Genomic DNA, 13,982 nt, shown 5'->3' on the forward strand with positions numbered 1-13,982 from the left:
GGCTGTTTCGCCTCAAACGCCGGCGGGGCTGGGTGGTCTGCCCGGCCGGCGTTTGTGGGTGGGTGCTTACATCGCCACGTCCATGATCAAGTCTGCCAGGGACTCGTCGACGCGGTTGAGTTCCTGGGCGTAGCGGCGCATTTCGCCGCTCTCGCGCTTTGCGTCGGACTCGCCCTGTTCCTTGGTGCGCAGGGCCGCGCCGACCTCGTCGCGGATCGACTTGATCTCCGCGTCCAGGCCCTGGGCGATCGCGTCGCGCATCTTGCGGAGTTGCTTGACCACCTCTTCGCCCAGGTTGGTGACGTCGGTGTCGGCCTGCTTGCGCAGTTCCAACTGGACCTGTTCGGCGACCTGTTCCTTCAGGCGGCGATTGGCCTTGTTCAGTTGCAGCGCGCCCTTGAACACGGTCGAGCCGAGCACCGCGCCGAGGATCACGAACGGACCCAGGCCGACCAGGAACGCCGCCGTGCCGACCGCGATCTGCGGCAGCAGCGCGGTGAGCATCGACCGGAGGTTGAACTTGCCGCCGGAGACCGCCGTCGCCGGGTCCAGCACGAAGCTGACCGCGTCCGCGAGCAGCCGCTCGATCGGGGTCGAGGGCTTGCCGTCCTCGTCCGTGCCGACCGGGCCGGACGTGAGCGACGCGCGGATCTCGTCGATGCGCGTGACGAACTGCTTCACGTCGTCGTCGATCATCCGCTCCATGTCCTCGACGCGACGCGAGACGAGCGGCTTGAGCTCGTTCTCCTGCCACTGCGCGAACTCGACCTGGACCCGCCCGGAGAGATGGTCGGTGACCTCCTTGACCGCCGCCTCCATCTTCTCGCGCGCGTTGAACGGATTGGCGCCGATGGTGTTGCTCGGGTCGTACTCCTGCGCCCAGTTCGGGATGTTCGCGGCGACCCGGTCCATGAACCGCCGGGTCGCGGCCTCCACCTCGCCGCGGGTCTCGCGCAGGTGTTCCTCCATCTGCGCGACGATCACCCGCCGGTTCTGCTCCAGCCGGGTCAGCGGGCCCTGGACCCGTTCGTAGGTGGCCCGCAGCTCCTCGACGTCCTGGGTCAGCAGCGCTTCCTTGCGGTCGATCTGCTCGCGCGCCTCGATCAGCAGGTACTTGAGCTCACGCGCGGGAGACAGGATCTTCGCGCGACCGCGCTCCCGGGTCAGGAACTCCTCCAGACCGCGCTCCAGCTCGGGCATCCCGGAGCCGGCCAGCAGGTCCGGGTCGCCCTTCTGCCGGCCGGTCAGCGCGGCCCGGGCGTTCACGAAGAACACCCGGTCGGGACGGGAGAGATAGGGGGAGAGGCGCTTGCGGATCTCCCGCTGTACGTCCTCGCGCTCCTCCTCCTCGACCAGGTTGATCTTGTTGCCGACGTAGAAGACGTCCTCGTGGCCGCGGGCCTTGACGTGTACGTCCAGGAAGAGCTGCTCGCTGCGCGACATCGCGGCCTGACAGTCCACCACGAACACCAGCACGTCGGCCTGTTCGAGGTAGTTCAGGGTGACCTTCTCGCGCTCCGGGGCCTCGTTGAGACCCGGCGAGTCGACCACCACGACGCCGTTGCGGCACAGCTCCAGCGGCCAGCGCACCACCGCCCGCTCGTACGGGTTCGGGGTGTTGTCGTCGTCCGCGCCGATGGTGACGTAGTCGGCGATCTCGTCCACGCCGACGGTCAGCGGTTCGCCCGCCGTACCGTCCGCCTCCAGCGGATAGATCAGCGCGGAGCGGGTGTCACCCCACGTGACCTCGTTGATGATCGCGGTGCACGGCCGGGCGAACGAGGGCAGCACCTTCTCGCCCAGCATCGAGTTGATCACCGTGCTCTTGCCGCGCTTGAACTCGCCGACGATCATCACCTTGAACGCCTCGGACGCGGCCCGCTGCTTCAACGAGTCCAACTTCTTGACGCCCGCGCCGATCCGCAGCCCGGCCACGATCGGCGTGAGCCGGTCGATCAGGCCGACCAGGGTCTCCTGCCGTGCCCGCCACGCGCCGTAACCCGCGTACGCCCCATCGGCCGCCCCGTGACCCTTGTCCACCCTGAACGCTCCCCTCCTCGACGGCGTCTCAGCCTCTGGCGCCCAGCATGGTGTCGAGCTGAACCCCGAGCTGCTCGCTGCGCGAGACCAGATCCTGCCATGCGGGTCCATCGGCGCCGACCTTGGCCAGCGCGGTCCTGCGATCGGTCCGCCACGCCTTCTGGCCCCGCACCGCCTCGTCCATCACCCCGGCGTACAGCGTGTGCAGGCGCTTGGAGACCTCCTCGGAGAAGCCGCCGAGCACCTCCTCGACCATCGGCTCCAGCGCCTTCATCGCCTGTGCGCGCTGTGCCTCGGTCAGTGACGCCGACTTGACCTCGCCGAGCACCATGCCGCCCGCCGAGGCGGCCATGCTCGCGCCCATCGGCAGCGCGGAGACACCGCCGGTGAGCGGGATCAGCAGCGCGCCGAGCACGGCCAGGCCGGTCGGGCCGATCCGCCAGGCGAGCTTGCGGCTCTTGAGGTCCTTCAGGCCCAGCGACTCCGCCTCGCCGAGTTCGAACTCGGTGGAGAGCTGCTCGACCTTCTCCAGCCGGTAGCCGCTGCCGCGCCCGAAGTGCAGCTTCATCTTCGCGTCCAGCCACTGCACGTCGGCCTGCACGCTGGAGTGCAACTGGGTCTCGAACTTCTTGGCCAGCGCGGTCAGTTCACGACGCAGGCGGAACGGCAGGTCGCGCTCCCACCAGGTCCGGGGGTCCGGCGCGCGCTCCATCTCGTAGCGCATCGTGTCCAGCAGGTCGCCGCGGGAGAGTTGCAGGTGCTCGCGGAACTTCTCCGCGGTCTGCGTGCGCCGCTGCTGGAGTTCGACCCGGACCTTGCCCCACTCGGCGGACATCCGGTCGATCTCCACCTCGGACCGCTCGGCGGCGCGCTGCCGTTCGGCCGCGCCGAGTTCGACCGCGGCCAGACCCTCCCGGCCCACCTGGGCCATCTCGCCCAGCAGCGCGAGCAGTTGGCCGGCGGTCTGCCGCGAGCGCATGCTGCGCCGACCGCCGGAGGTGGAGTACTCGGTGATCCGCTCCAGCACGCCGGCCACCGGCGAGAGGTCCTCGCGATGCGGGCCGGCCAGCACTTGGAGGATCGGCGAGATGCGGCGCACCCGGCCGCCGAGGTAGTCGACGATGTCCTCGCGCTCGTCCTCGTCGACGGTGTCCAGCTTGGACACCACCACGGTGATCCGCGGCACGTGCCGGGCGATCACCTCTTCCTCCAGGAACGCGGTCTCGGACAGGCCGAGCGGCGCGCTCGCGGAGACCACCATCAGCACCGCGTCGCTCGCCGAGACCGTGCGCCGGACCAGGTCCTCGGTCCGACGGTCGTGCTCCTCGGCGTCCTCGCCCTTGCCGCGCCCGGCGTTGATACCCGGGGTGTCCACCACCTCGATGTCCAGGCGGGCCAGTTCGGGTTCGGCGACGAGCACCCGGACGCCGATCAGCCGGGCCGCGTCCGAGTCCTGACGCTCACTCAGCCGGTGCACCTCGTCCCAGGACGCGGACACCGCCGGCCGCGGCTCGGCCCGCCCGTCGGCGAACTGCAATTCCAGGCGCGGCTCCGGCCCGGAGGCGATCACCAGGGGCACGGGCGTGTGCCGACCCTCGGGCAACACCGGGGCGCCGAGCAGTCGGTTGATCAGTGAGGTCTTGCCGCGACCGAACTCGCCGACCACCGCGACGCGCAGTCCCGGCCGGCGCATCCGCGCCCGCAGCCGGTCCAGTTCGCCGGCGATCGCGTCCAGGCCGAAGTCGCCGGCGATCTTGTGCGCGTCGTTGATCCGCCGGCCGAGCGTGGTCGCCGACGGTGCCTGCTTGACCAGGCTGGTGACCGATCCGGGCGGGGTCGGCGCGGACGCGGGTGCGGCCGGCGCGCCGGCGGGGGTGACGGACGGGGCGACGGGCGTACGCGGGGCCGGCGGCGCGGGCGCGACGACCTGCGCGGCCGGTGCGGCCTGCGGCACCCGCGCGGCCGGCGGCGGCGAGGCGACCGGTGTCGACCCACCCGACCCCTCGGACCCACTCGACCCGCCGGACCCAACCGACCCGCCGGATGCACCCGGGCCACCCGCGCCGGGAGGGCCGCCCGCGAGGCGGCCCGCCCAGTTCGGATTCGGCCCCGGAACGGCCGGGGTATCGCCCGCCGGGCGCGGACCCGGAGCCGGGGCCTGCCTCCGGTCCGCCGTCTGCCCCGACGGGCCGGGTCGGCCGGTGGGCGAGTCGCCCGAGTCGCGACGCGCCGCCGCCTCACGCGGCGCACCCGCGCGCAGCCACGAGGCGGTGCTCGGCACGAGTCGGTGGTACGCGGCCACCGCGCCGGAAGGCATCACCCGCGCGTACAGCCCGGCGAGGATCTTCGGGCCGCCCTTCGCGTCCGCCTCGGGGTCGGCCAGGAAGCGGCCCAGCGACTGGAAGAAGCGGGCCCGCTCGGCCAGCCCCTCCGGCCGCATCGACAGCGCCCAGGCGGCCTCGTCCCCGATCGTGCTCTCGACCGACTTCGCGACCTCGGGCAACTCGGTCAGCTTCACGTGCCGAAGCACGTCCTCGGACGGCCAGGCCCACTGGACCGCGCCCCACACCGGGTGGATCGGCAGTTCGCGGCGCCCCGGGGTGGCCTTGCCGACCCCGATCAGGCTCCACAACGTCCAGCCGGCCGCGGTGCGCTCGGGCACCGGCGGCAGCGCCACCGACTCCATGGTGACCCAGCCGCGCAGCTCGTCGCTGCGGTGGATCCCGCTCAACAGTCCCGCGACACCGGGGCGTCGGCGCGGCTGTACCTGCGCGGCCTGGCGCAGCACGTGTTCACGATCGAACGACATGTGTGGTCCCTACTCCCATCGAATCCGTTGTGATGTCGAACGATCAGGCGTGCGTCGGGTGGGCCACGATCATCGTGGTGTCCCGGTCCTGCCACGCGTTGACGAAGTCGGCCAGCGGGATCGGCTCGGTCTGGCCGAACGGCGCGCCGGAGTCGTTGAGCAGGACGTAGACGGAACCGTCGGGCTGGGTGTCGATGCCGGTGACCCACACGGCGTGCCCCATCGTCGGGTCCTGCTCCAGCGGCGCCCCGGTGTTCGGGTCGTGCACGGGGGACCAGATCTCCTGCGCGTCCAGGGCGACGATGACCTGGTCGCCCTTCTCCAGCGCGTCGAGCATCTGGCGCATGTCGGCGCCCGGCACCATGTCCGTGTCCACGCCGTGCATTTCCAGCAGCTTGCCGATGTCGTCGGTCCTGGTGCCGGTCGCGGGGTCGTAGATGCCGGCCTGCTGGGCCTCGGTCATCAGCGCGTTCTCGTCCAGCGGCACGCCGGTGAGCTTCTCCAGGATCATCCCCTGGGAGACCACCGCGCAGCTCGTCGGGCTGGTCTGCTGCTGCCAGTATTGCGCGTCGCCCACCGGGTCGCCGAAACCGTCGAACTGGGCCGGTGTCCAGTTGTCCGGCGCGTGGTACTCCCAGTTGCCGCTTCCGTCGTCGACGGCGCCCCACTGCGGGCTGACGCCCTGGCCGTGGTCCGCGGCGGGCCCGGGGTCGTAGCCGGCCGGGTCGGCGTACGGGTCCGAGCCGCCGTACGGGTCGCTGCCGTAGGGGTCGCCGTACGGGTCGGCGTAGGGATCGCCGTAGGGATCGGCGTACGGATCGTTCGCGTAGGGATCGTTGGCGATCTGGTCGTCGCGCCACTGCTGACTGGGCGTGGCCGGCGGCACGTTGCCGTCGTTCGGGTCGAACATGTGCGGGTCGTACATGTCGATCTTGCCGTCGCCGTCGCTGTCCGCGTGGAACGGGTCGTAGTTCGGGTCGTGCAGCGGATCGAAGTTCGGGTCCGTGTACGGCAGAGTGGAGTTGGGGTAGGCGCCGTTGGACTCGCCGCCCGCGTCGGTCTCCCACAGTGGTGCCGCCCCGACAGTGCCCCCGTCGGCGGTGTCCAGCGTGTCGATGGTGTCGTCGGAGACCATCGCGAACAGGTCGTCGTCGTGCGTGTAGTCGCTCATCTGCCGAATTCCCCCCGGCGTGTGAGGCGCTCGCGTTGGCTGTTCACCGTGCCGCGGCGCCGTTCCGTCTGCCTGTCCGCGTCCTGCAACAGGCTTCTGCGAGCCGCGAGAATATCCTCACGGCGGTGATGCTCGGCCACCATCTCGGCGACCGCCGCCTCGTACCTGGCCCGATAGCGGTCCACGTGTCGAGACACGTCCAGCGAGTAGTGCGTCGTCGCCGTCCCGACGGCCTCGTCGATCTGTCGGGACAAACCGTCGGCGACGGTTCGCAGTGTCTGATGCATTTCGGTCCGTGCGTGGTTCCGCAGGGCCGTCATGTCGGTGGATGCGAGCGAATCGGCCACTTTGGCCATGAAACCGCCGAATCCGGCTCGGCCCGACGGGGCTCCCGGATCGCCGTTCCGGGAGCCGCCGAACCACTGGTCCAGCGCGCCGCCGATCCGCGCGCCGGGCGTCCTGGGGGCGGTCGGATCCAGCCGCACGGCGCGGATCTGCTGGGTCACCCCGGTGACCGAGTCCTGGTAGGCGCGCATCGCCGCGTCCGCGAGCTGATGTCCGGTCAGCACGGTGACCCGGTCCGGGCCTTCCGGTCGGGCGATCGCGCCGAGCTTGCGATACGCCGCCTCGAACGCGGTGTCCGCGGCGGCCCGCGCGCTCTCGGCCGCGGTCGCCAGCGCGCCGGTGACCGCCTGCTGCACGATGTCGCCGATCCGGGGCAGGCCCTGCCGGATCAGCTCGGGCGCGCGGACCCCGATCACCGCGCGCAGTTCGTCGGGGGTGTCCGCGCCGTCCAGGGCGTGGTCGATCTCGGCCTGGGTGTAGCGCCACCACTGCGGCGCCATGCCGCCGACGGCCTGCTGGGCGCGCTGGGCGCCGGCGCCCAACAGGCGCGCGGTCTCGCCGTGCCGGCCCCGGACGAAGGCGGCCATGTCGGCGATCCGGGCACCGGCGAGTTCGCTCTCCTCGGCGTCGAGCCGCTGTTCGGCGAGGGTCACCTCGCGGCGCAGCTCGTCGAGCAGGTCCTCCAGCAAGCGCAGCAGGTGGTCGGACACCGCGACGATGCGTTGACGCTGCATCAGGTCCCGGAGTCGGGCCAGCGTGCGCGGGAACTCCTCGGCCCAGTAGGCCTGTTCGGGTCCACGCAGCGGTCGGTTGCCGGCGAGCCGGACCACCGGCTCGGCGGCGACCGGCTCGACGACCGGATCGGCCACACCCAGCATCCTCGCGAACCGCCCGCGGACGTGCGCGAGCAGGTCGTCCCGCTCGTCCTCGTCGATGTGGTCCATCTTGGTGACCAGGATGATGCAGCGGCGCAGTTGCCCGGGGTCGAGCGCGTCGGTGAGGAACTCGCTCAGCGACACCGGCGACGGCGACGTGGACGCGGTCAGCACCGCCGCGACGTCGGCGATGTCGCGCATCACGGCACGGGTGATCTCGGTGTGCCCGGCCCGGGCGTTGGTGCCGGGTGTGTCGATGATCACCAGCCCGTCGCGCAGCGCGGCGGCGGGGTGGCGCACCTCCAGGCTCTGTACGTGCGGCGCGATCGCCTCGTCGGCGGTGAGCAGGCGCAGGACGCCGGCGGTGTCCTCGGGCACGACCACGTGCGGTGCGAGGTCGGCGATCATGCCGCCGAGCGGGCTGGCCGCGCCGGTATATCGCCCGGAGGGATACACGTAGCGGATCCCGTGGCCGGTGAAGCGCACCTCGACGGCGAACTCGTCGCCGTGCGTGATCCTGGTGGCGGCACCGGTGGTGGGCAGCGCCGACGTGGGCAGCAGGTCCTCGCCCAGCAGCGCGTTGATGAAGGTGCTCTTGCCGGCCGAGAACTCGCCGATCACGGCGAGGTAGTAACGGTCGTCCCGCAGCCGGGTCTCGATCTCGCGGATCCGCGCCGTCAGTTGTGCCAGGCGTTCCTGGTCGCCGACGATGCGACGAACCATCGCGAGCGCGAAATCCAGGTGATCGGAGGTCTCGGTGAGCGCCTCGACCACATCGCGTCGTTGTGCACGATCCCCGGCCATGCCGCGAGAATCCACCACCGCGCCCCCTCCCGACGGTGCCCTCCCCGATGTACGGGCGATCCTGTCACGCGGGCCCGAATCCCGTCTCGATGGATCGAAAGCGGATTCGGGTCGGCCCGCGGAACGGCTGTGCCTCTTGTGTGACGGCCGTCCGGATGATGCGATGAGGGCGCCGAGGCGATCCCTCGCACCTGCTCCACGTCGTCACCCAGTCGGCCTGACCGGTCGAAATGGTATGTAAGCGGCGCATAATGGTCGCGTGGGGTGTCTCGGCTCGTCCGGCGAGTCGATTCCGATGCGATCAGGAGATGGCATGTTCGAGGAGGCCCAGTATCTGGCCCCGGTCACCCGTAGGGCCGACGGCGGAGTCGAGGTCGAGCTGTCCCGCAGCCACCCGGGATTCGCGGACGCGGTATACCGCGAGCGCCGGAACCGGATCGCGGAACTGGCCCTGGACCACCGGCGTGGCGAGCCCATCCCGGAGGTCGAGTACACCGAGGAGGAGCACGAGGTCTGGCGCCTCGTCTCGCACGAGCTGTCCGTCTCGCACGCGGAGTACGCGGTCGCGGACTACCTGGAGGGCACCGCGCGGCTGAAGCTGCCGACGGACCGGATCCCCCAGTTGGAGGAGGTCAGCGGCGCGCTTCAACCGCTCACCGGCTTCCGCTACCTGCCCGCGGCCGGCCTGGTCCCGCTGCGCGACTTCTACGGGTCGCTGGCCGACTCGTACTTCCACTCGACGCAGTACATCCGGCACCACAGCGTGCCGCTGTACACGCCCGAGCCGGACGTGGTCCACGAGGTGATCGGCCACGCCAACATGCTCGCCTCGGACCGCTTCGCGGCGCTGTACCGGGTGGCCGGCGAGGCCGCCCGCCGGGTGGAGAGCCGCGAGGCCTTGGAGTTCGTCTCGAAGGTCTTCTGGTTCACCCTGGAATTCGGCGTCATGCACGAGGCCGGCGCGCTCAAGGCCTACGGCGCGGGGATCCTGTCCTCCTACGGCGAGATCCGCGAGTTCCGCACCGTCGACATCCGCGACCTGGACCTGGTCGCGATGGGCACGATGCAGTACGACATCACCCACTACCAGGACATCCTGTACGCGGCCCGCTCGATGACCCACCTGGAGGACGTCGTCGGCACCTTCTGGGCGACCTGCACCGACGACTCGATCGCGGCGTTGTCCGCCTCGGTGAAGACGCCGTAACACCCCGATCGCCCTTCGTTCACTCGTGCGGGTGACCAGGCCGCCAAACGCCCGGTCGCCCGCACGAGTGCTTCTTATGCTCGCGTCGACTACGGAAGGGGTTCAGAATGTCAGCCATGGCACACGAGATCCCCGCGCAGGAAGACGTCGTCCTGGACGGCTTCCTGGCGTTGGACACCCCCCTGGGCTTCCGCGCCGAGCTGATCGAGGGGGAGATCGTTGTGACGCCGCCGCCGCTGGGGGACCACGAGCACATCATCGCCGAGTTGGTGGATCAGATCGCGGCAGGCGCCGAGACGCCCATGCATTTTTCCGGGAACAAGGGTCTCAGGGTCGACAGTGCCGGTGCCCTCCCGAGTAATCACGTCATTCCCGACGGCACGTTCGCACCCAAGGCCCTGAGCCTGTTTCGTGGGGCGGAATCGTGGATGCCCTGCACCGGTGTAGCCCTGGTCGTGGAGGTCACGTCACAACGAGCCGAGATCGACCGAGAGGCCAAACGCCGCAGCTACGCACGTAGTGGGATCCCGTTGTACCTGCTCGTGGATCGAGAGCGGGGCAAAGTGACGCTGTTCTCCGAACTCGAAGGCGACGACTACACGTTGCTCCAAACCGGACCATTCGGTAAGGAGATCGAACTGCCCGTCCCATTCTCGATGACGTTGGATACCTCGAACTACGCGTGAAACGCAGGCAGGTTCGTACGGCGGGTGCCTTACACCCGCCGTACGAACACCCGGCCGAAGTCGCCGCTCGTGGCCAGGAGGGTGCCGTCGGCGGAGAAGACGAGGCGGCGCACGCGTTGGTCGTCGTGGCCGGGCAGGGCCCGCGCGTCGGCCTGGCGCAGATCCGCGTCGTAGACGTGCAGGGCGCTCGTGCGATGGCCGCCCACCGCGAGCCGACGGCCGTCGGGGGAGTAGGCCCACGCGTAACAGGTGCCCCAACCGTTCGGGTGGTGCGGATTCTCGAACTGCCAGGCCGGCTCGCCCGTTGCGATCGAGATCGCGAACGGTCCGTGCACCCGGCCCCGGTTGACCACGAGCAGCGTCTCGCTCGGGTCGAAGCCCAGTTCGCCGATCTCCCACGCGAGCGGCACCCGCGCGGCCAACCGGCCGGCCGCCACGTCCCACACCTCGACCTCGTTGGTCGGATCATCCGTCGCGTCCCGATGCCCGTAGACCACCCCGCGACTCACCCGCCACACCGCCAACAGCCGGCCCGACGCGGACAGCGCCGCGCCGCGGCACTCGGTGGTCGGCGACGCCGTCGACACCTCGCACACCGGCGTGCCCGCGCCGTCCAGCACCCGCACCAGGTCGCCCGCGTCGAAGACCACGAGCCGCTCGCGGGCCGCGTCCCAGGAGGGCTGCACCACGTACGGATTGAACAGCGCGTCCTCGAACTGCCGGTAGCAGGCCAGTTGTTCCTCGCGCCCGGTGTCGAGGTCGAACCGGCGGGTCGCGCCGCCGATCGTGTAGACCACGGCCGTTCCGCCGGCGTCGAACAACACGCTGCCGATGTCGGTCAGCCGCTCCTCCGCCGGCACGGCGTGCACCGTGCGGCGCTCCCCGGTGGCCACGTCCACCAGCCGGATCGCGCCGACGTAGCCGACCACCACGGTGTGCCCGTCCGGATGCAGGTCCAGCCCCCGCGACGAGGTCTTGCCGGGCGGCAGGAACTCCAACACCACCTCGTCCTCGGCCCCGCCCAGCCGGACGAAGCCGGCTCGCATCGCCTTGTCCGCCTCCCGCCGCAGCGCGAGCACCGCCGCGCCGGCATCGGTGAACTCCCGGCGGGTGCTACGGGGCGGCCCGCTGCCCGACCAGGCGGACCGGACGAACTCGGTGCCGTGCACGGCGAACATTCGATACTTGGGGCCGGCCGAGCCCGGCAGCACGAGCGTGACCTGTTCCTGTCGCATCCGAGAACGCTAGGGCGTCGACCCGCTCACACCTCGGTCGGCGCCGTCACGAAGTCGATCAGCTCCTCCACCCGTCCCAGCAGCGCCGGCTCCAGGTCGCGGTAGGAATCCACCGCCGCGAGGATCCGACGCCACGCCCGCGGCGGGTCGACCGGCCAGCCGAGCGCCGCGCAGACCCCTTCCTTCCACGGGACTCCGCGCGGTACGTCCGGCCACGCCGCGATGCCCACCGACGCCGGTCGGACCGCCTGCCACACGTCGATATAGGGGTGTCCCACCACGAGCACGTGGTCGCCGGTCACCCGCGCGGCGATCCGGCTCTCCTTCGAGCCCGGCACCAGGTGGTCCACCAGCACGCCCAGCCGCCGATCCGGACCCGGCCCGAACTCGCGTACCAGCGCCGGGAGATCGTCGACGCCTTCGAGGTATTCCACGACCACGCCCTCGATCCGCAGGTCGTCGCCCCAGACCCGCTCGACCAACTCGGCGTCGTGTCGACCCTCCACGTAGATCCGGCCCGCCCGCGCGACCTTGGCCCGGACACCCGCCACCGCGACCGAACCCGACGCGGTCCGCCCGGGGGTACGCGCGGGCCCCGGCGCACGCGGCCGGACCAGGGTGACCACCTCGCCGTCGATCAGGAACCCGCGCGGATCCATCGGGAAGACCCGCAGCCGCCCGTGCCGGTCCTCCAGCGTGACGGTGAACCCCTCGGGGGTCTTCTCCACCCGGACCACCGCGCCACAGAAGCCGGTGGACGCCTCCTCCACCACCAGATCGCGATCGGCCGCGACCTCCGGGACGGGCTTGTCCTTCTTCCATCCCGGGATCAGCGACTCGGGTCCGTAACTGCGCATGACGGTGACGCTAGCCGGGTGACGGTACGTCAGTCCGGTACGACGCGCCCGGCGGCGACGTCGGCCAGCCACCGGTTCTGCCGGATCACGAACTCCTCGTCGACCACCGCGCCGTGTCCGGGCAGCCAGACACGCGCCTCCAGCGCGCGCACCCGGGCCAGCGAATCGCTCCACTCGGCGGCGAACGCGTCCGAGCCGAACAGCGGCGGCCCGCTCTCCTCGACGATGTCGCCGGCGATCAGCACCCCGCAATCGGGCACGTGCACGACCAGGTCGTGGTCGGTGTGTCCGCGACCCGGGGCGTACAACACCACCTCGCGTCCGCCCAGGTCCACGGTCACCGGCTGCTCGCGGGCCACCAGCCGGGTCGGCGGCACGATCCGCGCGGCGTTCATCAGGTCCGGGTCGAAGCCGTGCGAGATGCCGCTCGCGCGACCGGCCTCGGCGTACCGCTCCAGATAGTCCGGCAGATCCGCGTGGCCCCAGACCTCGGCGTCGGGGAAGGCGCGCAGCACCTCGTCGTTGCCGTAGCAGTGGTCGAAGTGGCCGTGCGTGTTCACCACCGCGACCACCCGGTCGGGCAGGTCGTGCGCGGGCAGCTCGCGAGCCAGCGAGGCCAGCAGATTCGCGGCCTCGTGGTCGTGCGATCCGGTGTCCACGAGCAGGATCCCGTCGCGTCCCGTGACGACCGCCACATTCAGCTCGAGGCCGGGCAGTCGACGGCGCAGGACGCCCGGTCCGATCGGCTCCCAGGTGGCGTGTTTCGGCTGTTCGGCGCGTACCATGCGTCAACCTTGGCACGGACTCAGGGGTACGGTCCGGATCGGGTGACCCGTACACTGGCACTCGGCGGGACGGAGTGCCAACCAGCGTGACGAACCGCCGCGAACGGGACACGGCAACGGGCGGAAGAACGGGTCAGGAGGTGCGCACCATGCTCGACGATCGCAAGCAGGACGTGCTGCGCGCCATCGTGCAGGACTATGTGGCGACCCAGGAGCCGGTCGGCTCCAAGGCGCTCGCGGACCGACACAACCTCGGGGTCTCCCCGGCCACCATCCGCAACGACATGGCCGCGCTGGAGGAGGAGGGCTACATCACGCAGCCCCACACCAGCGCCGGCCGCGTGCCCACGGACAAGGGCTACCGGCTGTTCGTCGACCGGCTCGCGGGCGTCAAGCCGCTGTCGGGCGCCGAGCGCCGGGCGATCCAGACGTTCCTGGCCGGCGCGGTGGACCTGGACGACGTGGTGGGCCGGACGGTGCGGCTGCTCGCGCAGCTCACCCATCAGGTGGCCGTCGTGCAGTACCCCTCGCTGACCCGCTCGACGATCCGGCACGTCGAGCTGCTCACCCTCGCGCCGACGCGCGTCATGCTCGTGCTGATCACCAGCACCGGCCGCGTCGAGCAACGGGTGATGGACACCCCCGGCCCGGTCGGCGAGAACCTGCTCGCCGACGTGCGCGCGCGACTGAACAGCCGGATCACCGGCAAGCGGTTCGCCGATGTGCCGTTGCTGGTCCAGGACCTCGCCGAGCCGTTCACCGCCGAGGAACGGCCGATCGTGGCCGGCATCCTGGCCACGCTGCTCGACACCCTGGTCGAACACAAGGAAGAGAAGGTCGTCCTGGCCGGGACGGCCAACCTGACCCGCTTCGGTATGGACTTCCCGAACACGATCCGCCCGGTCCTCGAGGCACTGGAGGAACACGTCGTGCTGCTGCGCCTGTTGGGCGAGGCGACCGACCCGGGCATGGTCGTGCGGATCGGACACGAGAACATGCACGAAGGACTGGCCGCGACCTCGGTGGTCGCCGTCGGATACGGCAGTGGGCAGGAAACGCTGGCGAAGCTCGGGGTGCTCGGGCCGACCCGAATGGACTACCCCGGAACGATGGGAGCGGTGCGCGCCGTGGCACGGTACGTCGGACAGATCCTCGCGGAGTCGTAGAG

10 protein-coding genes are annotated in these 13,982 nt (G+C 70.8%); 3 read left to right on the top strand and 7 right to left on the bottom strand.

The window, feature by feature from the left end; genetic code table 11:
- Window positions 1-66: 66 nt before the first annotated feature.
- Genes ACWCPW_RS19045 through ACWCPW_RS19060 form a run of 4 tightly spaced genes read right to left on the bottom strand, consistent with a single transcriptional unit; the run spans window position 67 to window position 8,044 of the window.
- The gene (locus tag ACWCPW_RS19045; RefSeq protein WP_449762739.1) at window positions 67-2,040 is read right to left on the bottom strand and encodes a dynamin family protein; all 1,974 of its coding nucleotides are present in this window, start codon (window positions 2,038-2,040) and stop codon (window positions 67-69) included.
- 28 nt (window positions 2,041-2,068) lie between these two features.
- The gene (locus tag ACWCPW_RS19050; protein WP_449762740.1) at window positions 2,069-4,849 is read right to left on the bottom strand and encodes a dynamin family protein; all 2,781 of its coding nucleotides are present in this window, start codon (window positions 4,847-4,849) and stop codon (window positions 2,069-2,071) included.
- Window positions 4,850-4,892: 43 nt separating this feature from the next.
- Window positions 4,893-6,020, bottom strand: coding sequence for a hypothetical protein (locus ACWCPW_RS19055; RefSeq protein WP_449762741.1), 1,128 nt, complete (start codon window positions 6,018-6,020; stop codon window positions 4,893-4,895).
- Window positions 6,017-8,044 (bottom strand): dynamin family protein, encoded by a 2,028-nt coding sequence (locus ACWCPW_RS19060; protein WP_449762742.1) that lies wholly within the window; start codon window positions 8,042-8,044, stop codon window positions 6,017-6,019. The genes ACWCPW_RS19055 and ACWCPW_RS19060 overlap by 4 nt, the downstream gene beginning before the upstream one ends.
- 313 nt (window positions 8,045-8,357) lie before the next feature.
- Between ACWCPW_RS19060 and ACWCPW_RS19065 the strand changes: the two genes are divergently transcribed.
- A complete protein-coding gene (locus ACWCPW_RS19065) occupies window positions 8,358-9,251 on the top strand; it encodes a phenylalanine 4-monooxygenase (protein WP_449762743.1) in 894 nt (297 codons plus the stop codon).
- Between the two features lie 116 nt (window positions 9,252-9,367).
- Window positions 9,368-9,937: a Uma2 family endonuclease gene (locus tag ACWCPW_RS19070; protein WP_449762744.1), complete on the top strand. Its 570-nt coding sequence runs from the start codon at window positions 9,368-9,370 to the stop codon at window positions 9,935-9,937.
- Between the two features lie 29 nt (window positions 9,938-9,966).
- On the opposite strand, the gene ACWCPW_RS19075 is transcribed toward ACWCPW_RS19070, so the two are convergent.
- The 3 genes from ACWCPW_RS19075 to ACWCPW_RS19085 are packed head-to-tail and all read right to left on the bottom strand — an operon-like array spanning window position 9,967 to window position 12,814.
- Complete coding sequence (locus tag ACWCPW_RS19075) at window positions 9,967-11,172, bottom strand: WD40 repeat domain-containing protein (RefSeq protein ID WP_449762745.1); 1,206 nt, start codon at window positions 11,170-11,172, stop codon at window positions 9,967-9,969.
- A gap of 26 nt (window positions 11,173-11,198) precedes the next feature.
- The gene (locus ACWCPW_RS19080) at window positions 11,199-12,029 is read right to left on the bottom strand and encodes a DUF3097 domain-containing protein (RefSeq protein WP_449762746.1); all 831 of its coding nucleotides are present in this window, start codon (window positions 12,027-12,029) and stop codon (window positions 11,199-11,201) included.
- Between the two features lie 29 nt (window positions 12,030-12,058).
- The gene (locus ACWCPW_RS19085; protein WP_449762747.1) at window positions 12,059-12,814 is read right to left on the bottom strand and encodes an MBL fold metallo-hydrolase; all 756 of its coding nucleotides are present in this window, start codon (window positions 12,812-12,814) and stop codon (window positions 12,059-12,061) included.
- 149 nt (window positions 12,815-12,963) lie between these two features.
- Here ACWCPW_RS19085 and hrcA point away from each other — a divergent pair, with 149 nt between their 5' ends.
- A complete protein-coding gene (hrcA, locus tag ACWCPW_RS19090; protein WP_026218791.1) occupies window positions 12,964-13,980 on the top strand; it encodes a heat-inducible transcriptional repressor HrcA in 1,017 nt (338 codons plus the stop codon).
- Window positions 13,981-13,982 lie beyond the last annotated feature (2 nt).

This window comes from Embleya sp. NPDC001921 (assembly GCF_053594475.1).